This is a genomic window from Streptococcus ovis DSM 16829, assembly GCF_000380125.1.
In the GTDB taxonomy this organism is placed as follows: domain Bacteria; phylum Bacillota; class Bacilli; order Lactobacillales; family Streptococcaceae; genus Streptococcus; species Streptococcus ovis.
Window position 1 is genome coordinate 1 of sequence record NZ_KB904578.1, and the last position, 5,021, is coordinate 5,021.

Annotated in this window: 1 tRNA gene and 3 rRNA genes; all 4 read left to right on the forward strand. The window is 49.6% G+C overall.

Annotation, left to right across the window (positions count from 1 at the left end):
* The first annotated feature begins 131 nt into the window (after nt 1–131).
* Nucleotides 132–1,689: ribosomal RNA gene (locus A3I9_RS0106385) — 16S ribosomal RNA — on the forward strand.
* Between the two features lie 52 nt (nt 1,690–1,741).
* Nucleotides 1,742–1,814, forward strand: a tRNA-Ala gene (locus A3I9_RS0106390).
* A gap of 144 nt (nt 1,815–1,958) precedes the next feature.
* A 23S ribosomal RNA gene (locus tag A3I9_RS0106395) occupies nt 1,959–4,864 on the forward strand.
* A gap of 73 nt (nt 4,865–4,937) precedes the next feature.
* Nucleotides 4,938–5,021, forward strand: a 5S ribosomal RNA gene (rrf, locus tag A3I9_RS0106400); the annotation flags it as partial.

Consider the following 5,021-nt stretch of genomic DNA (forward strand, 5'->3'; position numbering starts at 1 on the left):
CGAACAAGACCTTTGAAAATTAAAGAAGACGAACCAAACGTGCAGGGTGATTTATAGGAATATAAATCGTCAATGAACAAAAAAAACAATAAACGGATAAGCCAGAGTGCTTAGCCGGACAAACAATTATTTTAAATGAGAGTTTGATCCTGGCTCAGGACGAACGCTGGCGGCGTGCCTAATACATGCAAGTGGAACGCAGTTAATTCACCGGAGCTTGCTCCACCGAATTGACTGAGTCGCGAACGGGTGAGTAACGCGTAGGTAACCTGCCTTGTAGCGGGGGATAACTATTGGAAACGATAGCTAATACCGCATAACAATATTTGACACATGTCAGATATTTGAAAGGAGCAAGTGCTCCACTACGAGATGGACCTGCGTTGTATTAGCTAGTAGGTAGGGTAACGGCCTACCTAGGCAACGATACATAGCCGACCTGAGAGGGTGATCGGCCACACTGGGACTGAGACACGGCCCAGACTCCTACGGGAGGCAGCAGTAGGGAATCTTCGGCAATGGGGGGAACCCTGACCGAGCAACGCCGCGTGAGTGAAGAAGGTTTTCGGATCGTAAAGCTCTGTTGTAAGAGAAGAATGATAGTAAGAGTGGAAAATTTACTAAGTGACGGTATCTTACCAGAAAGGGACGGCTAACTACGTGCCAGCAGCCGCGGTAATACGTAGGTCCCGAGCGTTGTCCGGATTTATTGGGCGTAAAGCGAGCGCAGGCGGTTGTATAAGTCAGAAGTAAAAGGCAGTGGCTCAACCATTGTGTGCTTTTGAAACTGTACAACTTGAGTGCAGAAGGGGAGAGTGGAATTCCATGTGTAGCGGTGAAATGCGTAGATATATGGAGGAACACCGGTGGCGAAAGCGGCTCTCTGGTCTGTAACTGACGCTGAGGCTCGAAAGCGTGGGGAGCAAACAGGATTAGATACCCTGGTAGTCCACGCCGTAAACGATGAGTGCTAGGTGTTGGGTCCTTTCCGGGACTCAGTGCCGCAGCTAACGCATTAAGCACTCCGCCTGGGGAGTACGGCCGCAAGGCTGAAACTCAAAGGAATTGACGGGGGCCCGCACAAGCGGTGGAGCATGTGGTTTAATTCGAAGCAACGCGAAGAACCTTACCAGGTCTTGACATCCCGATGCCCGCTCTAGAGATAGAGTTTTACTTCGGTACATCGGTGACAGGTGGTGCATGGTTGTCGTCAGCTCGTGTCGTGAGATGTTGGGTTAAGTCCCGCAACGAGCGCAACCCCTATTGTTAGTTGCCATCATTCAGTTGGGCACTCTAGCGAGACTGCCGGTAATAAACCGGAGGAAGGTGGGGATGACGTCAAATCATCATGCCCCTTATGACCTGGGCTACACACGTGCTACAATGGTCGGTACAACGAGTCGCAAGCCGGTGACGGCAAGCTAATCTCTTAAAGCCGATCTCAGTTCGGATTGTAGGCTGCAACTCGCCTACATGAAGTCGGAATCGCTAGTAATCGCGGATCAGCACGCCGCGGTGAATACGTTCCCGGGCCTTGTACACACCGCCCGTCACACCACGAGAGTTTGTAACACCCGAAGTCGGTGAGGTAACCTTTTTAGGAGCCAGCCGCCTAAGGTGGGATAGATGATTGGGGTGAAGTCGTAACAAGGTAGCCGTATCGGAAGGTGCGGCTGGATCACCTCCTTTCTAAGGAAATGGAACCTGTACGTTAGTCTTCTTTAATTTTGAGAGGTCTTGTGGGGCCTTAGCTCAGCTGGGAGAGCGCCTGCTTTGCACGCAGGAGGTCAGCGGTTCGATCCCGCTAGGCTCCATTCAATCTTGAGACAAGATTGGACGAATGACCATTGAAAATTGAATATCTATCAAATTCCATTTAACTAGTAATAGTTAAATGAATAGTAACAAGAAAATAAACCGAAAACGCTGTAAATATTTAATGAGTTTTTAAAAAATAAGGTTAAGTTAATAAGGGCGCACGGTGGATGCCTTGGCACTAGGAGCCGATGAAGGACGTGACGAACGACGAAATGCTTTGGGGAGCTGTATGTAAGCTGAGATCCAGAGATGTCCGAATGGGGGAACCCGGCAGGTTGATGCCTGTCATCCATGACTGTTAAGGTCATGAGAAGGAAGACGCAGTGAACTGAAACATCTAAGTAGCTGCAGGAAGAGAAAGCAAAAGCGATTGCCTTAGTAGCGGCGAGCGAAACGGCAGGAGGGCAAACCGAAGAGTTTACTCTTCGGGGTTGTAGGACTGCGAAGTGGAGTTAAAGAGTATAGAAGAATGACATGGGAAGGTCAGCCAAAGAGAGTGAGAGCCTCGTATTCGAAATAGTTTTTAACCCTAGCAGTATCCTGAGTACGGCGAGACACGCGAAATCTCGTCGGAATCTGGGAGGACCATCTCCCAACCCTAAATACTCCCTAGTGACCGATAGTGAACCAGTACCGTGAGGGAAAGGTGAAAAGCACCCCGGAAGGGGAGTGAAATAGAACCTGAAACCGTGTGCCTACAACAAGTTCGAGCCCGTTAATGGGTGAGAGCGTGCCTTTTGTAGAATGAACCGGCGAGTTACGTTATGATGCGAGGTTAAGTTGAAGAGACGGAGCCGTAGGGAAACCGAGTCTGAATAGGGCGGATTAGTATCATGATGTAGACCCGAAACCATGTGACCTACCCATGAGCAGGTTGAAGGTGCGGTAAGACGCACTGGAGGACCGAACCAGGGCACGTTGAAAAGTGCTTGGATGACTTGTGGGTAGCGGAGAAATTCCAAACGAACTTGGAGATAGCTGGTTCTCTCCGAAATAGCTTTAGGGCTAGCGTCGACATAAAAGAATCTTGGAGGTAGAGCACTGTTTGGATGAGGGGGCCATCTCGGTTTACTGATTTCAGATAAACTCCGAATGCCAAAGATTTATGGTCGGCAGTCAGACTGCGAGTGCTAAGATCCGTAGTCGAAAGGGAAACAGCCCAGACCACCAGCTAAGGTCCCAAAATAATTGTTAAGTGGAAAAGGATGTGGGGTTGCACAGACAACTAGGATGTTAGCTTAGAAGCAGCTATTCATTCAAAGAGTGCGTAATAGCTCACTAGTCGAGTGACCCTGCGCCGAAAATGTACCGGGGCTAAAACAATTTACCGAAGCTGTGGATTACCTTATAGGTAATGGTAGGAGAGCGTTCTATGTGTGGAGAAGGTATACCGTGAGGAGTGCTGGAACGCATAGAAGTGAGAATGCCGGTATGAGTAGCGCAAGATGGGTGAGAATCCCATCCACCGTAAGACTAAGGTTTCCAGGGGAAGGCTCGTCCGCCCTGGGTTAGTCGGGACCTAAGGAGAGACCGAAAGGTGTATCCGATGGACAACAGGTTGATATTCCTGTACTAGAGTATATAGTGATGGAGGGACGCAGTAGGCTAACTAAAGCAGACGATTGGAAGAGTCTGTCTAAGCAGTGAGGTGTGATATGAGTCAAATGCTTATATCTATAACATTGAGCTGTGATGGGGAGCGAAGTTTAGTAGCGAAGTTAGTGACGTCACACTGCCAAGAAAAGCTTCTAGCGTTATAAGTATACTCTACCCGTACCGCAAACCGACACAGGTAGTCGAGGCGAGTAGCCTCAGGTGATCGAGAGAACTCTCGTTAAGGAACTCGGCAAAATGACCCCGTAACTTCGGGAGAAGGGGTGCTGTCTTTGGACAGCCGCAGTGAATAGGCCCAAGCAACTGTTTATCAAAAACACAGCTCTCTGCTAAATCGTAAGATGATGTATAGGGGGTGACGCCTGCCCGGTGCTGGAAGGTTAAGAGGAGGGTTTAGCGGTAACGCGAAGATCTGAATTGAAGCCCCAGTAAACGGCGGCCGTAACTATAACGGTCCTAAGGTAGCGAAATTCCTTGTCGGGTAAGTTCCGACCCGCACGAAAGGCGTAATGATTTGGGCACTGTCTCAACGAGAGACTCGGTGAAATTTTAGTACCTGTGAAGATGCAGGTTACCCGCGACAGGACGGAAAGACCCCATGGAGCTTTACTGCAGTTTGATATTGAGTATCTGTACCACATGTACAGGATAGGTAGGAGCCATTGAAGTCGGGACGCCAGTTTCGACAGAGGCGCTGTTGGGATACTACCCTTGTGTTATGGCTACTCTAACCCGGATAGGTGATCCCTATCGGAGACAGTGTCTGACGGGCAGTTTGACTGGGGCGGTCGCCTCCTAAAAGGTAACGGAGGCGCCCAAAGGTTCCCTCAGAATGGTTGGAAATCATTCGCAGAGTGTAAAGGTATAAGGGAGCTTGACTGCGAGAGCTACAACTCGAGCAGGGACGAAAGTCGGGCTTAGTGATCCGGTGGTTCCGTATGGAAGGGCCATCGCTCAACGGATAAAAGCTACCCTGGGGATAACAGGCTTATCTCCCCCAAGAGTTCACATCGACGGGGAGGTTTGGCACCTCGATGTCGGCTCGTCGCATCCTGGGGCTGTAGTCGGTCCCAAGGGTTGGGCTGTTCGCCCATTAAAGCGGCACGCGAGCTGGGTTCAGAACGTCGTGAGACAGTTCGGTCCCTATCCGTCGCGGGCGTAGGAAATTTGAGAGGATCTGCTCCTAGTACGAGAGGACCAGAGTGGACTTACCGCTGGTGTACCAGTTGTTCTGCCAAGAGCATCGCTGGGTAGCTATGTAGGGAAGGGATAAACGCTGAAAGCATCTAAGTGTGAAACCCACCTCAAGATGAGATTTCCCATGATTTTATATCAGTAAGAGCCCTGAGAGAAGATCAGGTAGATAGGTTGGGAGTGGAAGTGTAGTGATACATGAAGCGGACCAATACTAATCGCTCGAGGACTTATCCGAAAAGATATTGACAGCGAAGTTAAAACTTGTTAGAATATAGGTATTCAATTTTGAATGGTAACATTCGAGAGAGTTAAGTGACGATAGCCTAGGAGATACACCTGTACCCATGCCGAACACAGCAGTTAAGCCCTAGAACGCCTGAAGTAGTTGGGGG